Raw genomic sequence first — 619 nt, forward strand, 5'->3', positions numbered from 1 at the left:
TTATTATCGAGTTCGGTGACCGCCTGGACGGTCACTTCTGAGAAAAGGCATTTACACAGAATCGTGTACAGGGTCTTGAATCCGCCATCTATTAATATTCACTGCTTTTTATTTATTGATGACTAATACGGTGATGGCTTTTGGTTTTTCGCCAAGTAGCACCACCACCGCGTATCTGAACGCAACATCTATTCCAACTACATTGGGAAATATAACTTCTGGCGCGAGTGGTTCTGCATCAGCATGGGCTAATGGAAATCCCACTCCTGCCGACAGGGATGTGGTGAGAACTTCGACGATTTGGGTCAATGATGCCATAACATCAAGGAAATTTTCAGTTGAGTTTAGAATCGGTGGTAATGGAGCAACATGGTATACGCCTGCGCAAGCGGGTAATCGATGTGTTTACATCGATACGAATTGTACTACAACCCACAACTCGGGTGTAAGCTCGTACACTGTCGGAATAGCTGTCAGGCTGAAACGAAATAGCACAGATACCTATGCAAAAATCCCAGGTGGCACTCTTATAGCGACTGTACGATTAGGCTGTGTCCCTTAATCACCTGAGTTATAGTAACTGTCTTTTTCAACAACATATTGAACTATGGCTCGCTAC

Annotated in this window: 1 protein-coding gene; it reads right to left on the bottom strand. The window is 44.3% G+C overall.

Features of this window, described 5'->3' with window-relative positions; genetic code table 11:
• Positions 1–108 precede the first annotated feature (108 nt).
• On the bottom strand, positions 109–318 hold the full coding sequence (locus tag ACSZPU_RS26185) for a hypothetical protein (RefSeq protein ID WP_499004539.1): 210 nt from the start codon (positions 316–318) through the stop codon (positions 109–111).
• Positions 319–619 lie beyond the last annotated feature (301 nt).

Source organism: Phytobacter sp. V69, from assembly GCF_965644215.1.
Classification (GTDB): Bacteria; Pseudomonadota; Gammaproteobacteria; order Enterobacterales; family Enterobacteriaceae; genus Phytobacter.

Excerpts from the sequence above, each read along its gene's own strand:
- ACSZPU_RS26185 (WP_499004539.1), bottom strand. The coding sequence starts at position 318 with ATGGCATCATTGACCCAAATCGTCGAAGTTCTCACCACATCCCTGTCG.